A 16,928-nucleotide genomic window follows, 5' to 3' on the forward strand; every position below is an offset into this window, starting at 1 on the left:
ATATTTACTTAATAAGAGGCAATAATGAACGAAATATCACGACATAATGAAATTGTAGCGATGGTTAATGATCGAGGAATGGTAAAAGTCACCGAATTAGTTTCCTATTTTTCAATATCACCAGCCACGGCTCGTCGAGATATTACCAAGCTTGATCAAGATGGAAGAGTAAAAAAAGTTCGTAATGGAATTATGCGAATTGAAGTTGCAAAACCCATTTGGGCGCCGATAGGCAATAATAATACTGACCATTATCATGAAAAAGCACGCATTGCGATTAGAGCAGCTAAATTATGTGGAAGTGATGAAAATATCGTGATTAATTGTGGTTCTACAGCATTTTTATTAGGACGTGAATTATGTGGCAAGAATGTTTCAATCATCACCAACTATTTTCCATTAGCGTGTTACTTGATTGAACATGATCATGAAAACGTCATCATTATGGGGGGGTTATATAACAAAACACAAAATATTATTCTCAACCCAATCGCTAACATAACTGATTCTTATGCAGGTAAATGGATGTTTACCAGTGGTAAAACTTTAACACCTAATGGACTATATAAAAATGAAATATTAGGTGCGGTAGCAGAACAACAAATACTTGAAAAAATAGAGAAATTAGTCGTTGTTGTTGATAGTTCTAAGATAAATACCAAAGCAAATTCTGGCATGCTTTTTTGCCCGGTTACTAAAATTGATATTTTAATAACTGGCAAACAAGCAAATAAGGAAGTAATTGAAAGCATAAAGGAACAAGGCACAGAAGTGATTTTAGTTTAATAATTAAATTGTAAAAGGAACAAAGTATGAGTAAAGTAAACGAAATTACCAGAGAATCTTGGATATTAAACACCTTTCCTGAATGGGGAACTTGGCTTAATGAAGAAATAGAAACAACAGAAGTTAAACCTAATACGTTTACGATGTGGTGGCTTGCTTGTACAGGGATTTGGTTGAAATCAGCAGGTAATACTAATATCTCTGTCGATTTTTGGTGTGGTACCGGTAAAAAAACTCACGCAAATCCATTAATGAACAAACAACATCAAATGATGCGAATGGGTGGAGTACGTGAATTACAACCAAATCTTAGAACTAGCCCATTTGTTCTTGATCCTTTTGCAATCAAAGAGATTGATGCGGTAATGGCAACCCATGACCATGCTGATCATATTGATGTCAATGTTGCAGCGGCAGTCATGCAAAACTGCTCACCAAAAGTCAAATTTATTGGTCCTAAAGCCTGTGTTGAATTATGGAAAAGTTGGGGGGTTCCGGAAGATCGCTGTATCGTTGCCAAAGTAGGTGAAACTATCCAAGTTGGTGATATTACTATTCGCGTTTTAGACTCTTTTGATAGAACTTCATTAGTCACTCTACCGAAAGGTGTTTCATCCACCGATAAATCCATATTAGATGGTATGGATGATCGTGCCGTTAACTATTTATTCGAAACCTCAGGCGGATCACTTTATCATTCTGGCGATTCTCACTACTCGAATTATTATGCAAAACATGGTAATGATCATAAAATTGATGTTGCTTTGTTATCTTATGGAGAAAACCCACGCGGCGTAACAGATAAAATGACTTCATCAGATATTTTACGGGCAGCGGAATCGTTAAATACCAAAGTTGTGATTCCATTCCATCATGATATATGGGCAAATTTCCAAAGCGATCCTCGTGAAATTGAAGTCCTTTGGCAAATGAAAAAAGATCGTCTTGAATACAAATTTACGCCATTCTTCTGGCAAGTTGGTGGTAAATATACTTATCCAACCGACAAAAACAAAATGCACTATCAACACTATCGTGGATTTAGAGATATCTTTACCGATGAACCTGAACTCCCATACCGTTCATTCTTATAAAGTAAAACGATAAAACAAGCGGGCTTTGAATAATCTCAAAGTCCGTTTTTTTGCTTGTAATGCAATTTGTTATTTGATCTTAAGCCAAACTAAGCAATTAGTCATACAGCTAGGCATTGATATATTTCTGTCTTTCTGGCAACCAACATTCAATAAGTTGTTGCGCAGACTCTGGATAATCTTGTTGAATATAATATGAGGCTTGTTGGACATCGCTAATTAAATGTTGATCACGGATTAAATCAACCACTTTAAAGTTGGCGACCCCCATTTGTCTGGTGCCTAAAATTTCACCGCTTCCTCTGATTTCAAGGTCTTTTTGCGCAATAACAAAACCATCGCTACTCTCGCGCATCACTTTCATGCGCTGTTGAGCGATTTTACTCAGTGGCGCTTGATACATTAAGACACAATATGAAATGGCACTACCTCGACCAACTCGCCCTCGTAATTGATGTAATTGCGAAAGCCCTAATCGTTCAGCATTTTCAATAATCATCAAACTTGCATTTGGCACATCAACACCAACCTCAATGACAGTTGTTGCCACCAAAAGTTGCGTTTCTCCTGATTTGAACGCTTTCATGACAGCTTGTTTTTCGTCCGATTTCATTTTGCCATGAACTAAAGCGATCTTTAGATGAGGCAATAACATTCGCAACTCTTCAACCAACATTTCAGCTGCTTGCGCATCTAGCGTTTCAGACTCTTCAACTAAAGTACAAACCCAATAAACCTGACGATTATTAAGACAAGCATTATTCACTTTTTCAATAATCTCATCGCGACGTGAATTAGGTATAACAATAGTTGTGACAGGGGTTCGTCCGGGAGGTAATTCATCAATAATTGATACATCTAAATCGGCATAAACTGTCATTGCTAAGGTTCTTGGAATTGGCGTTGCCGTCATGATTAATTGATGCGGATGAAATTCATCTTTGGCTCCTTTTTCCCAAAGACTTAATCGTTGATTTACCCCGAATCGATGCTGTTCATCAATAATGACTAATCCTAAATGGTTAAAATTAACTTTATCAACAAACACCGCATGAGTGCCGATTAACATTGAAATTTCACCCAATTCGATATCATTATAGCGTAGTTGTTTATTTTTAGCGGTTAAGCGACCAGTAAGTAGCTCAACCTTTATCCCTAGTGGCTCAAACCATTGACAAAAATTATGAAAATGTTGTTCGGCTAATATTTCGGTTGGCGCCATTAAAACAACCTGTTGATTATTTTCAATTGCATTTAAAGCGGCTAACGCGGCAACTAAGGTTTTACCCGACCCTACATCACCTTGGACTAATCGCATCATTGGCACTGATTTTGCCATATCTTGATAAATATCCTGCACCACTCTTTTTTGCGCCTTGGTCGGTTCAAATGGTAATGCAGCAAGAAAAGGCTGAGTATAACGTTGAGTAACATGCATTGGGTAAGAATGTTGCCTTTGATTATCGAATTTAATCAGTAGCATACTTAAATGATAAGCAAGTAACTCTTCTAAAATAAAACGTTTTATTGCCTGATGGTCTCCAGCAATTAACCGATCAATATCGGTAGTTAATGAAGGATTATGAATAATGTCTAATGATTCAATGACAGGCAAATATCTGGAACTCAATGTAGCCGGTAAAATTTCATCGGGTGGATTGCGTTTTAACAATATTAATGCCGATTGTATTGTTTTACGAATGACATTCTGAGTTAATCCATAGGTCGTTGGATAAATCGGTGTGAATCGTTCTTCATCTACATCAGAAAAGCTAGAATGTTCTTCTTTTTTTGATTGAATTTTAAATTGTGGATGAATGATTTCCGGATATTGACTGCCATTCTTTATTTCGCCATAAGCACTTACCCATTTACCCGGTGCCAGCGTTGCTTTAATGCCCATGTTAAAATTAAGGAAGCGCAAAATTGCGATACCAGAATCATCTTGGATATGACACAACAACATTTTACGTTTAGTAAAAATGATTTCACTTTTAATAATTCGACCTTGAATAGTGGTCATCTCACCAATAACAACATCACCAATTGCTAAAGATGTCGAACGATCTTCATAACGGAGAGGAAAATGTAATAGAAGATCTTGAACAGATTTTATACCAAGTGAAAGGAATTTTCTCTCTAAACTAGGCCCAATTCCTACTAATTTTGCAAGCGGTATATGATTTAGTAAACGATCGGCCATAATAACTAATTAATATTACGTATCACACTTACCACATCTTGTTGGAGTGATAATTTTCGGATCAAATCATTAAGTTGCTGGGTATTTTTAACTTCAATCTGCAAAATAATGGTATATATTTGTCTATCTTTTTCTTCGGTATTCAACCATTGGATATGGGCTTTCTCATCATTAATGATAGAAAGAACATGCCCCAAAGAACCTTGATTATTAACAATATCTACCCAGATTTCTGCCACAAAAAACTGCTCAATATCAGGCGCCCATTTAAGCGATATATATTTTTCTGGGTTATTTTGATAACCACTGATATTGCGACAAGATTCATGGTGAACTGTTAAACCTTTTTCCGGACTAACATGACCGATAATCGGATCATTAGGAATAGGATGGCAACATCTTGAATAAGTGACTAATACGCCTTCAATTCCGGTTATAACTAATGTTTTATTGGTTTCAGATTGATTTGATAAAAGCGCTTTATGTTCAAGACCTTTGACAATAAAATAGCTCATAATATTGCCAAGTCCTATTTCAGCTAAAACATCATCAAACGAAGGTAGCTTAGTCAGCTCAACGATACGATCTTTTTGCTTATCGGTAAGTGAATCAATTCCACCCGATTTAATTAATGCCAAATTAAGTAATTTTCGCCCTAACAAAACGGCATCTTCTCGTTTCAAATTTTTTAATGCTTGACGAATACGCGATCTTGCTTTGGCACTCACCACAAAATTTAGCCAACTTGCGTTAGGACGACTTTCAGGGGAAGTAATAATTTCAACTGTTTGGCCATTACTCAACGGTTGAGAAAGCGGATAAGGTTTACGATCAACTACCGCGCCAATACATTGGAAACCAATATCAGAATGGACGGCATATGCTAAATCAACTGCTGTTGACCCTTCAGGTAATTGAACGATCCGACCTTTTGGTGTAAAAACATATATCTCTTTGGGAAAGAGATCTGACTTAACATTTTCAATAAATTCAAATGAATTACCCACACTTTGTTGAAGCTCTAATAAACTTTGCATCCAACGTTGAGCTTTAATTTGCGCGGTCGTGTTATTTAACTCATCATTCTCATTATAAATCCAATGTGCCGCAACTCCCATTTCCGCCATTTGATCCATATCTTCGGTTCTTATTTGCACTTCGACCGGTGTACCATGAGGACCGATTAATGAAGAGTGTAACGATTGATAACCATTTGCTTTAGGAATAGCAATATAATCTTTGAAGCGATTGAGTCGAGGTTTATATAGATTATGAACTAAACCAAGTACACGATAGCAAGTATCAACATTATCAACTACAATTCGGAAAACATATATATCCATAATTGAGTGGAAATGCTGTTCACGAAGTTGCATCTTTTGGTAAATAGCATAGATATTTTTTTCCAGTGCTTCCACTTGGGCATCAATATTTGCTTCAACTAAACGTCCATTAATTTCAGATAAAATTTGTTGAATAAGTTCCCTTCTAGTGCCGCGAGCAATTTTAACCACTTTTTCAAGAACTTTAGCACGATTAGGATACATCGCAGTAAAACCGAGTATTTCAAGCTCAGTTTTAATATGATGAATACCTAAACGATGAGCCAAAGGCGCATAAATCTCTAAGGTTTCTTTAGCAATACGACGACGCTTATCCGGTCTTAACGCACCAAGAGTACGCATATTATGCGTTCTATCAGCTAACTTAATTAAAATCACTCGCACATCTTCGGTCATGGCTAAGACCATTTTGCGAAAATTTTCAGCTTGCGCTTCTTGTCTATTTCTAAATTTTAACTTATCAAGTTTTGAAACGCCTTCAACGAGCACTGCAACATGTTTGCCAAATTTTTGGGTTATGTCTTGAAAGGTGACTGGAGTATCTTCGATGGTGTCATGCAAAAGTGCAGCGATAACGGTTTCATAATCCAGCCGCATATCGGCTAAAATAGTTGCCACAGCGACTGGATGAGTGATATAAGGTTCACCGCTAGAACGGAATTGTCCTTCATGCGCTTGCTTTGCAAAGAAATAGGCATCTTGAATTAATTCAACTTGTTTAGTTGGAAGATAAGATGCAACAACCTCTTTTAAGCTTTGAAAATATTGCATGGACAATTCTCAGCAATGTTTATTCGTATGAGGGAGTATTTTCTAAAAGTACTGTTTCATGAAGAGTATTACGCACTTCTAATTCTTCATCTTGACGAGCTTGAAATTCAGCTGTATCAAGAATCTGTTTATTTACAAACCCATTTTCAATTTCGCGTAAAGCAACGACAGTTTCTTTATCGTTTTCTTCTGGAATTAGTGGTGTTTTGTTTTCAACTTGTAATTGACGAGCACGCCTTGCTGCAACTAAAACGAGATCAAAGCGATTACCAATTTTTTCTACTGCATCTTGGACAGTTACACGAGCCATTTTTACCTCTAATATGTTAACTTATAAGCTTCAATTGAAAGATCTGTCATTGTACTTAATTTTGTAAGGTATTGTCCATAACTAATCTTACCAACAATTGAAAAACCATTGCTAAATTATTTGAAAAACGAAAAACCATATTACAAAACTATTAATAAAACTATTGTGTTAACTCTAACCAAACATTAGGCCCAATGATAGGCATATTTAAAAGATAACGACGTAAGCCATCCAAGGCAATCGCTGATAAAATTTGTTGCTGAATCTTATTACTTTGAGCTCGGCCAGTGTAGTTTAATTTAAAATGTAATACTTGATTTTTGCTAGCTATAACTAAAGTAAATTCAGTATTTTTTTCCTGAAAATTAACGATCCCAAGCGCAATATCCACTTTCTGATTACGCAATACTTGTGAAAAATAATCGATGGGTTCTTCCATCATAAAGGGGACTACTTCTGATTTAACTACTGGAGCATTAGCTTCCAACAATTGGTAACTAATCATCCCAGCCGATTGCTGTTCAATAACAACAATAGATTGATTATTTTCGTTTAATAATCTTGATACTACCTGAGCTAATCCTGATTCACTTCGATTAAAACCTTCAAAGAGTAAATTATCGGCAACAATCGACTTAATCCTCTGCCATAAGCTATCCATTTCGCGCTTTTTACTTTCTGGCCCCGTTAATTTCAGCTCAATAATAGGCATCGCTGCACGATAACCAACAGTGATAGTATCAGGAATATCTAATGTTGTCTCGATCGCCTGCCCTAAATCACTTTCGGTTCGCCCCATCGTAGTTAGCCGATAACAAAGTTTGCTTTCTGTTATTGGATAGATCGCCTTAATTTCTGGCAAAATCGAATTTCTAATCATCTCTTTAAATTCAGAAGGTACACCCGGCGTAAAAAATAAGAGACAATCATTTAACCTCATTTTAAAACCACATGCTGTGCCAATAGGATTATCAATTAACGTCGCACTTTGAGGTAACATAGCTTGTTTAATATTGCTTGAAGGCATCACTCTACCGCGATTAAGGAAATAACGCTCAACTGCCTTAAGCCATTGTTCATGTAAAACCAACGACTCATTATTAGCCTGAGCAGCAGCTTGTGCACTAAGATCATCACTAGTTGGCCCTAATCCACCATTCACAATTAAAATATCATTATGTAAGCTACGTTCTTGTAACGTATAGACCAATGTTAACAAATCATCACCAACCGTATGACGGGAGGTAAGGTTGATCCCTGCTTCAAATAAAAAATCAGATAACCAAGCTGCATTTGTATCAACAATTTGACCATATAAAACTTCATCACCGGTACTAAGCATTTCAATTTTGATCTGGTTTTTTATCTGATTCATAATTATCCCTAGCTAATTTAATATGATGATTAAAAATTTAATTATCAATATCCTCGTCAGTTTTACTTTCCATATGCTCTTTACTCTGTACTAATCTCACCGCAAAATAAAGATCATAAGCAAACTCAATATAATCGGTATCTAATTTAAGATTCATTTGCTTAAACCAATTCTTCAATGTTCTGCGTCGACCAGATAAAATGAGTACCACGTTTCTAACCTTTAACGATTTAACCAATTCATCAATCCCGATCAAAACACTCACATCTTTATAAATAAAGCAAGGTATAGCATCGACAATAACATAATTAATTGGCTCATTTGATTCATCAATATGACTAATAATCTTACGTTTAAAGTAAGCAATATTGAAATAAGTTAAAGGAGAATTAAATCGATAGATCATAGTATTACTTAGCGGATTAACATCAGGACCAATTGAATGAATTCGTCCGCCTTCATCAACACCTAGTAACTGGTCATTCGGTCTAAACACCCGACGCAAAAACAAAAACAAACCTAATAAAACCGCCAATGCCATACCTGGAATAATACCAATAACTAACACTGAAATTAGGGTTGTTAAACTTAAATAAAATGCATCACGATCGAATTTAAAAAATCGAATGATAGTCTGAAAATTAATAAGAGATAAAGAAGAATAAATTAAAATCACCCCCAACACACAGGTTGGAATATATTGTAATGGTGATAAAAAAAACAACACCACTAAGCCAATTAAGACAGCTGCAATAATTGATACTAATTGCGTTTTACCGCCATTAGCATCATTAACGGCGGTACGTGATGAGGTACCACTTACAACAAACCCTTGTGATAAGCCAGCGGCGATATTTGCCATCCCCAATGCTTTAAATTCAACATCGGCATTAGTTTCATAATTATTTTTAGAGGCAAAGCTACGAACCGTTATCATCATACTAACAAAACAGATAACTGCGATATTAAGTGAAGGAACCACTAAATCACGCATCAAACCTTTATCAAAATCTATCCATGACTCAGCAGGAATAAAATCACTACTTACACTACCAATAATCCGAACATTATAATGTTCAAAGTTAAATAACCAAGAAAGAAACGTCATAATAATTACAGCAAATAAAGGTGCCGGATAACGTGGTTTAAATTTTTTCAAAACCATCAAAATTACTAACGTAAACAACGATACCAACGTCGTCAATATATGAATTTCTGATATCTTAAAGGGTAAATAAACAATACGCTCAATTAAATAAGAGTAATCATACTTGAAGCCAAACGTCTTAGCTAACTGATCAACCATAATAGTAATAGAAATCCCATTAAGCAAACCAATTAAAATCGGCTGACTTAATAAATCGGCCAAGGCACCTAAATGAAGTTTACCCGCAATCAAGCACCAAATACCGATCATAATGGTCAACAGCACCACCAATTGCCAACGCAAAACCGGATCATTAGCCGCTAAAGGAAACACCACAGCAGCAACAACCGCACAAGTTGCCGTATCAGGGCCAACAATCAGTTGTTTAGAAGAACCAAAAAGCGCATAAACAATAAGTGGCAAAATTGTCGAATATAATCCCGCAATGGCTCCTACTCCTGTAAGCTCGGCATAAGCGATAGAAACGGGCAAAGAAACTGCTGCCACTGATAATCCGGCTTTGATATCAAAGCTAAGATATTCACGCTTATACCGCAATAAACTCATTAATCCTGGCATCCAAAAAATCAATTTTTGGAATAACGCGCTATTGGTAAACTTTCCCATGTTTGCCTATTTTCCTGCTATACTCATATTTTCTATTAATATTGATCCGGTTTGAATATTACTTCTCGTCTCAATATCATTACCTATTGCTACAATATTTCGGTACATATCCTTTAGATTACCCGCAACGGTAATTTCATTGATTGGGTATTGGATTATACCATTTTCCACCCAAAATCCAGAAGCACCGCGCGAATAATCACCAGTGACATTATTAACACCTTGCCCCATTAATGACGTAATGACAACACCTTTATCTAATTTTCTTAGCATTACATCAAAATCAGCATCAGTTTGGCTTGGTGAAACTAACCAATTATGGATACCGCCAGCATGTCCTGTCGATTTTAACCCTAATTTTCTTGCTGAATAATTACTTAACAGATAAGTTTGTAAAATACCTTCCTCAATAATATTACGCTTAACCGTTTTGGTTCCTTCACTATCAAAGGGTGACGAACCAACCCCCTTTAAAATATAAGGATCTTCTAAAATTGTCAGCCAAGCAGGAAAAACCGCTTTACTAACACTATCTAATAAAAAAGAAGATTTACGATAGATAGCACCACCGCTAATGGCGCCAACCAAATGCCGAATCAAACCAACAGCAACATTAGCACAAAATAGAACAGGAACTTGCATAGTTGGAATTTGCTTCGCACCTAAATGCGCAGCTGCCTTATCAGCGGCATGCTCACCGACCCAATTAGGTGATTTTAGCTGGTTAACATCGCGCGATGAGGTATATTCATAATTACGTTCCATTTGCCCATTTTGCTCAGCAATAACCGAACAAGAAAGAGAATGCGAACTCGCGCAATAACCTTGCAACATACCTAAACTATTACCATAAACATATACACCGTAACGGCTATTAAAATAACCACCATCAGAGCTTATTAAAGAAGACTTCGCAAGCGCACTACGTTCAGCCTGCTTTGCCTGTTCGATAGCATTATCAACATTTAAATCGCTTGGATAAAACAGATCTAAATCCGGTACTTCAAATGCCATTAAATCGGGATCACCTAAACCAGAACAGCTGTCGACTGACGTATAGTGCATAATATTAATCGCCATATCCACAGTTTGACTAATTGCCTGTGGCGATAAATCATTGGTCGAGGCACTACCCTTACGCTGATTTTGATAAACAGTGATACCTAATGCACCATCACTATTAAACTCAACATTTTCAATTTCACCTTCTCGGGTACTAACACTTATACCAGTAGATTGATTAATTGATACTTCAACGGCATCGACTCGAGCTTTCGCCTGCTTAATCGCATCGGCGACAATAGCGGACAAATGCTGCTTTTGACTTATCGCATCTTTTTTAATTTGTTCAATACTCATTTTATTATTTTCTACAATTCTGCTAGTGATACGTTATAATATGCCAGAATTCAATTTTAGTTAACAAAAGAAATAGCATGAATAACAATCGAGAGCCAAATTTAGAACCTGACTTCAATATTGACCTAGAAGATGACGAGATTATTTACGTCAGTAAAAGTGAAATCAAAAGAGATGCTGAGGCGCTTAAAAAGTTAGGTGTCGAACTTGTCAATTTAAGCAAAAATGAAATTGCCCAAATTCCTCTTGATGAAGATTTACTTTATGCAATTGAATTAGCGCAAAAAATAAAAAAAGAAGGCTATCGAAGACAAATTCAATACATTGGTAAACTACTTCGAAGTCGTGATATAGAACCAATTACATTAGCTTTAGATAAACTTAAAAATCGCCACAACCAACAAGTCGCCCTATTTCATCGATTAGAAATATTACGGGACGAACTCATTGAAACTGGCGATGCAGAATCAATTATTAGGCTATTTCCTTCCGCTGATAGACAGCAATTACGTACACTCGCACGTTTAGCAAAAAAAGAACTCACTGCTAACAAACCACCTAAAACAGCCAGACAGATTTTTCAATATTTAAAAGATTTGAGCAAAACACAGTAAGTTTTTATAATGTTGGCTTTATTTTTATCATTAAATACTATTCACACATAAAAGATAGAGGATACAAAAATGGGACTATTAAACGTACCAGCAGGTAAAGAATTACCAGACGACATTTATGTTGTAATCGAAATACCAGCAAATGCTGATCCAATTAAATATGAAGTAGATAAAGATACTGGTGCAGTATTCGTCGATCGTTTCATGGCAACAGCGATGTTCTACCCATGTAACTATGGTTATATTAACCACACATTATCCCTAGATGGTGATCCTGTTGACGTATTAGTTCCAACACCTTATCCATTACAACCAGGTTCAGTTATTCGTTGTCGTCCAGTTGGCGTATTAAAAATGACTGACGAAGCAGGCTCTGATGCTAAATTAGTGGCAGTACCACACACAAAACTAACCAAAGAATATGATCACATTAAAGATGTCGATGACTTACCAGAATTACTAAAATCACAAATCAAACACTTCTTTGAACAATATAAAGCACTTGAAAAAGGTAAGTGGGTAAAAGTTGACGGTTGGGACAATGCCGAAGCTGCTCGTAAAGAAATTATCGAATCTTTTGAACGTGCAAAATAATAACCATAATATTACAAAAAAGTAATCGTTTTATTGGGTCATAACAAAAATAATTATGGCTCATCTTTTTCGACTTTTTTTAACTTTCGAAATAACTTCAAATAGTTATAAAATCAATAATTTACCACAGATCAAAAAACGATCAATCACAAAAAAATCATAAAAAAAACTTTACTATAAGATGAAAAAAATGTCATGAAACTCTTGCTTTCGATTATAATTTATGAGGTAATAGTAACGGGCAAACAATAATAGCATTTTTATGGAAACGATTAACTTTTTAATCTAAGTAAAAATTGGTTATATTAGTTTATCAGTTGCTATAATAATGTTAATTAAGCCTAAACAGCCGATAAGGCAAATTATTAATTATTGTTAGGATGTCTAGTAAATGAATAAGAAAACAGGCCAAGTAAAATGGTTCAATGAAAGTAAAGGTTTTGGTTTTATTACTCCGGCTGATGGTAGCAAAGACGTATTTGTTCACTTCTCTGCTATCTCAGGCGATGGCTTTAAAACCTTAGCTGAAGGACAACAAGTCGAATTTGCGATCCAAGATAGCCCTCGTGGACCAGCAGCGGCTGAAGTTGTTGTTATCTAATTTTAGTTTAATTAAATAATAAAAGTAAAACGCCTATTTCTTCAAATAGGCGTTTTTTTATGCTTACAACTAATCATTCTAGCAAAAATAAAAAAGCGACCCAAGGCCGCTTTTTTAATAATTACAATTGTTTCTTATTTTTTAGAAACTACTGCAATTAAATCTAATACTTTGTTTGAATAACCAACTTCGTTATCGTACCAAGATACTAATTTAACAAAGTTATCGCTTAATTGGATACCTGCTTTAGCATCAAATACAGAAGTACAAACTTCACCTAAGAAATCTGTAGACACAACGTCATCTTCAGTATAACCAAGAACGCCTTTCATTGGGCCTTCAGCAGCAGCTTTGATAGCTTTACAAATATCTTCGTATTTAGCAGGTTTTGCTAAACGTGCAGTTAAATCAACAACAGAAACGTCTGGAGTTGGAACACGGAAAGCCATACCAGTTAATTTACCGTTTAATTCAGGGATAACTTTACCTACCGCTTTAGCTGCACCAGTAGATGATGGGATGATGTTTTGAGCAGCACCACGACCACCACGCCAATCTTTGTGAGAAGGACCATCAACAGTTTTTTGAGTTGCTGTAGTTGCGTGAACAGTAGTCATTAACGCTTCAACAATACCAAAGTTATCATTAACAACTTTAGCTAAAGGCGCTAAACAGTTAGTAGTACAAGATGCGTTAGAAACGATATCTTGACCTGCATATTCTTTATCATTAACACCCATTACGAACATAGGAGTACTATCTTTAGATGGGCCAGTTAAAACAACTTTTTTAGCGCCAGCTTGAATATGTTTACGAGCAGTTTCATCGGTTAAGAATAAACCAGTTGCTTCAGCTACAACATCAACACCTACTTCATTCCATTTTAAGTTTGCAGGATCTCTTTCAGCAGTAACGCGGATTGTTTTACCATTAACGATGAGTTTGCCGTCTTTAACTTCAACAGTACCGTCAAAACGACCATGAGTTGAATCATATTTAAGCATATAAGCCATATAATCAACGTCTAATAAATCATTGATCGCAACGATTTCAATGTCAGAACGTTTTTGTGCAGCGCGGAAAACAATACGACCAATACGGCCAAAACCATTAATACCTACTTTGATTGTCATAACAATTACCTTCTTTTTTGTTGTATATGATAAAAATAACTTAAAGTAAACTATCAAATTTTTGGGTCTTATTCAAGATCAATACGCACAATTAAATATGAATTAATTAAATTGTTTTAAAGGAACAACCAAATCAAATTAAATAATAATTAAAATCAATATATTAAGTTGGCATGTTTTTTTTCAGTAAACAAAAATAGTTATCTGAGATATCGCTTGCTCAAGATTATATCGACCAAAAACCGAATATATATTATTCTATGTGCATTATTCATATTTAAAGTAGTTTTCATAACAACAAATTTATAAATACAAAAAAGCGCGTAAATATGAACTATTTCGATTAAATATTAAATATTGATTTTTTTAGAACATAAAGAAATAACGCTATGACAGATAACCAAGATTTGACCGACCACACACCAATGATGCGACAGTATCTCAAGTTAAAAGCACAAAACCCTGATATTTTATTATTTTATCGTATGGGTGATTTTTATGAGATGTTCTATGAAGATGCCAAACGCGGTTCGCAACTCTTGGATATTTCTCTCACCAAGCGAGGCTCATCAAACGGTCAACCGATTCCGATGGCTGGAGTACCATATCATGCAGTTGAGAGTTATTTAGCCAAACTTATCTCGCTTGGTGAATCAGTAGCAATCTGTGAACAAATCGGCGATCCCGCAACCAGCAAAGGTCCCGTTGAACGTAAAATTGTCCGTATTGTTACACCGGGCACGGTCAGTGATGAATCATTATTAGAAGATCGCAAAGACAACTTGCTAGCGTGCATATGGCAACAAAAAAACCATTTTGGTTATGCTACTTTAGACATGAGTTCAGGTCGCTTTTTTGTATTTGAATGTGATAATCCAGAAGCAATACAAGCTCAATTACAACGAACCAGCCCAGTTGAGTTACTCTACCCTGAAGATTTTCAGTCAATGGATTTAATTGAAAATCGACACGGATTAAGAAGACGACCGATTTGGGACTTCGATCTTCAAAGCGCTAAACAACAACTTAATTTACAATTTGGCACCAATGACTTAGTTGGATATGGGGTGGAAGATTGCCATTATGCCTTATGTGCAGCAGGCTGTTTACTGCAATATGTCAAAGATACCCAACGCACAGCCATGCCACATATTCGCTCAATAGTTAAAGAATCTCCGGTTGACTTTGTGGTATTAGATGCATCTACTCGCAGAAATTTAGAGATCACCGAGAACCTATCAGGTGGCACAGAACACACCGTTGCAGATATCTTAGACAAAACCCAGACCGCAATGGGCAGTCGCATGCTTAAACGTTGGTTACATTCGCCAATTCGTAATCTAGCAATCTTACAAAATCGACAACATGCAATTAAAGAGCTACAAGACCATATCATTGATATACAACCGCTATTAAAACAAATTGGTGATCTCGAACGAATTTTGGCAAGATTAGCTCTACGCAGTGCACGCCCGCGCGATTTTGCTCGCTTACGCGATGCCTACAACCTATTACCACATCTCCAACAGATTTTATCGCAATTAAACGCACCATCACTCATTGCATTACGTGCCAAAATCAACCAATTTGATCAAATTGCCGATCTCTTAAATCGGGCGATTGTCCAAGCCCCACCTGTCATTATACGTGATGGGGGAGTCATTGCTGCCAGTTATCATCCAGAATTAGACGAACTACGTAACCTAGCTGATGGCGCAACCAACTACTTAGAACAACTTGAGATTCGAGAGCGCGAAAACTTAGGAATTGATACTCTGAAAGTAGGCTTTAATGCGGTACATGGTTATTACATCCAAATTAGCCGAGGTCAAAGCCACTTAGCACCAATACACTACACGCGAAGACAAACACTTAAAAATGTCGAGCGCTACATCATTCCTGAACTTAAAGAGTACGAAGATAAGGTCTTAACCTCAAAAGGCCGTGCATTGGCACTTGAAAAACAGCTTTATGAACAACTGTTCGATCTACTTATGCCAGAATTAGCCAATATGCAAACCAGTGCAGATGCTATCGCCGAACTTGATGTACTGACTAATCTTGCTGAACGAGCCCTAACACTCAACTATCATTGCCCAACGTTAACCAATCAAACAGGCATTGAAATCAAAGATGGTCGACACATTGTGATAGAACAAGTATTACAAAAACCATTTATCGCCAATTCACTATCTCTCTCATCAGATAGACGAATGCTGATTATTACTGGCCCAAATATGGGCGGAAAAAGTACTTATATGCGTCAAGCAGCTTTGATCGTCTTACTCGCTTACATTGGCAGCTTTGTTCCAGCGTCTAAAGCGACAATTGGCCCTGTTGATCGTATATTTACTCGAATAGGGGCATCAGATGACTTAGCTTCTGGTCGTTCAACCTTTATGGTCGAAATGACCGAAACTGCCAACATTATGCATAATGCTACGCCAAATAGCTTAGTATTAATGGATGAAATTGGCCGTGGCACCTCAACTTATGATGGACTATCATTAGCATGGGCATGTGCTGAAAATTTAGCGAACCAAATCAAAGCGATGACACTATTTGCCACCCACTATTTTGAGTTAACTCAATTACCTGAACAGATGCAAGGCGTCTATAATATCCATTTTGACGCCATAGAACACGACAACAGTGTTGCTTTTATTCATGAAGTTTCCGAAGGTGCAGCCAGCAAGAGTTTTGGTATAGCAGTAGCAGGACTTGCAGGTGTACCAAAAACCATCTTAAAACGAGCCAAGCAAAAGCTAAAAGAGCTAGAAGTCATCTCCAAACAATCGGCTAACAGCCATGTTGAAAGCTCACAGCTCACTTTAATCACTAATGCTGAGCCATCAGAAGTCGAATTTGCCTTACAGCAGATCGATCCTGATGCCCTAACACCAAAACAAGCTTTAGAAGCCATCTACCAACTAAAAAAATTACTCTAAATAAAACAAAAAAACCACCATTA

At 36.4% G+C, this 16,928-nt stretch carries 13 protein-coding genes; 6 read left to right on the forward strand and 7 right to left on the reverse strand.

Annotated elements, in window-relative coordinates; genetic code table 11:
* Positions 1-24 precede the first annotated feature (24 nt).
* Both ulaR and ulaG read left to right on the forward strand, forming a co-directional pair.
* Positions 25-786, forward strand: coding sequence for an HTH-type transcriptional regulator UlaR (gene ulaR / locus AC5LXI_RS12155; protein ID WP_493442571.1), 762 nt, complete (start codon positions 25-27; stop codon positions 784-786).
* A 26-nt stretch (positions 787-812) separates the two neighbouring features.
* Positions 813-1,880 (forward strand): L-ascorbate 6-phosphate lactonase, encoded by a 1,068-nt coding sequence (gene ulaG, locus AC5LXI_RS12160; protein ID WP_493442572.1) that lies wholly within the window; start codon positions 813-815, stop codon positions 1,878-1,880.
* A 109-nt stretch (positions 1,881-1,989) separates the two neighbouring features.
* On the opposite strand, the gene recG is transcribed toward ulaG, so the two are convergent.
* The 6 genes from recG to pmbA all read right to left on the reverse strand — a co-directional run bounded on the left by recG (position 1,990) and on the right by pmbA (position 11,015).
* A complete protein-coding gene (recG, locus tag AC5LXI_RS12165) occupies positions 1,990-4,083 on the reverse strand; it encodes an ATP-dependent DNA helicase RecG (RefSeq protein ID WP_493442573.1) in 2,094 nt (697 codons plus the stop codon).
* A 5-nt stretch (positions 4,084-4,088) separates the two neighbouring features.
* Positions 4,089-6,197, reverse strand: coding sequence for a bifunctional GTP diphosphokinase/guanosine-3',5'-bis pyrophosphate 3'-pyrophosphohydrolase (spoT, locus tag AC5LXI_RS12170; protein WP_493442574.1), 2,109 nt, complete (start codon positions 6,195-6,197; stop codon positions 4,089-4,091).
* 19 nt (positions 6,198-6,216) lie between these two features.
* Positions 6,217-6,507, reverse strand: coding sequence for a DNA-directed RNA polymerase subunit omega (gene rpoZ / locus AC5LXI_RS12175; RefSeq protein ID WP_493442575.1), 291 nt, complete (start codon positions 6,505-6,507; stop codon positions 6,217-6,219).
* Between the two features lie 160 nt (positions 6,508-6,667).
* Positions 6,668-7,882, reverse strand: coding sequence for a CinA family nicotinamide mononucleotide deamidase-related protein (locus AC5LXI_RS12180; protein ID WP_493442576.1), 1,215 nt, complete (start codon positions 7,880-7,882; stop codon positions 6,668-6,670).
* Positions 7,883-7,919: 37 nt separating this feature from the next.
* Positions 7,920-9,656, reverse strand: a complete 1,737-nt coding sequence (locus AC5LXI_RS12185; protein WP_493442577.1) for a SulP family inorganic anion transporter — start codon at positions 9,654-9,656, stop codon at positions 7,920-7,922.
* A 6-nt stretch (positions 9,657-9,662) separates the two neighbouring features.
* Positions 9,663-11,015 carry a metalloprotease PmbA gene (pmbA, locus tag AC5LXI_RS12190; RefSeq protein WP_493442578.1) on the reverse strand — a complete coding sequence of 451 codons (1,353 nt, stop codon included), beginning with the start codon at positions 11,013-11,015 and terminating at the stop codon, positions 9,663-9,665.
* Positions 11,016-11,092: 77 nt separating this feature from the next.
* On the opposite strand from pmbA, the gene yjgA reads away from it, so the two are divergent.
* From yjgA to cspE, 3 genes are all read left to right on the forward strand, one after another.
* Positions 11,093-11,629 carry a ribosome biogenesis factor YjgA gene (yjgA, locus tag AC5LXI_RS12195; protein ID WP_493442579.1) on the forward strand — a complete coding sequence of 179 codons (537 nt, stop codon included), beginning with the start codon at positions 11,093-11,095 and terminating at the stop codon, positions 11,627-11,629.
* Positions 11,630-11,698: 69 nt separating this feature from the next.
* A complete protein-coding gene (gene ppa / locus AC5LXI_RS12200; protein WP_493442580.1) occupies positions 11,699-12,223 on the forward strand; it encodes an inorganic diphosphatase in 525 nt (174 codons plus the stop codon).
* 391 nt (positions 12,224-12,614) lie between these two features.
* The gene (gene cspE / locus AC5LXI_RS12205) at positions 12,615-12,824 is read left to right on the forward strand and encodes a transcription antiterminator/RNA stability regulator CspE (RefSeq protein ID WP_025315032.1); all 210 of its coding nucleotides are present in this window, start codon (positions 12,615-12,617) and stop codon (positions 12,822-12,824) included.
* Between the two features lie 134 nt (positions 12,825-12,958).
* On the opposite strand, the gene gapA is transcribed toward cspE, so the two are convergent.
* On the reverse strand, positions 12,959-13,957 hold the full coding sequence (gene gapA, locus AC5LXI_RS12210) for a glyceraldehyde-3-phosphate dehydrogenase (RefSeq protein ID WP_493442581.1): 999 nt from the start codon (positions 13,955-13,957) through the stop codon (positions 12,959-12,961).
* Between the two features lie 389 nt (positions 13,958-14,346).
* Here gapA and mutS point away from each other — a divergent pair, with 389 nt between their 5' ends.
* Complete coding sequence (gene mutS, locus AC5LXI_RS12215; RefSeq protein WP_493442582.1) at positions 14,347-16,905, forward strand: DNA mismatch repair protein MutS; 2,559 nt, start codon at positions 14,347-14,349, stop codon at positions 16,903-16,905.
* Positions 16,906-16,928 lie beyond the last annotated feature (23 nt).

It is taken from the genome of Gilliamella sp. LMG 34361 (assembly GCF_984569075.1).